Below are 243 nucleotides of genomic sequence, written 5' to 3' on the forward strand. Positions count from 1 at the left end.
CCATAACGGCATGCATTTGACCGTTTTAAATAATGACTCGGAGTAAGGGTTATCGTTACTCACTCTAGGGCGAGAGTACGAGCTCATTACACCAAGATCATTCATCTTGGCTAACATTGTATAACTTCTCATAGGAGCACCATTATCAGAGTGCAGCACTATCCCTTTATTGACGCATTTCTCTTTCCAAATAGTACGTTGAAGTAAATCGGCTGCGTGCTCCCCAAGCTCTTGTTGGAACAC

1 pseudogene is annotated in these 243 nt (G+C 43.2%); it reads right to left on the reverse strand.

Annotation, left to right across the window (positions count from 1 at the left end):
* Positions 1–243 (reverse strand): annotated as a pseudogene (locus ACTRWI_RS22885) (IS3 family transposase); the annotation flags it as partial.

This window comes from Pseudoalteromonas sp. G5_S1_14_S5 (assembly GCF_054968605.1).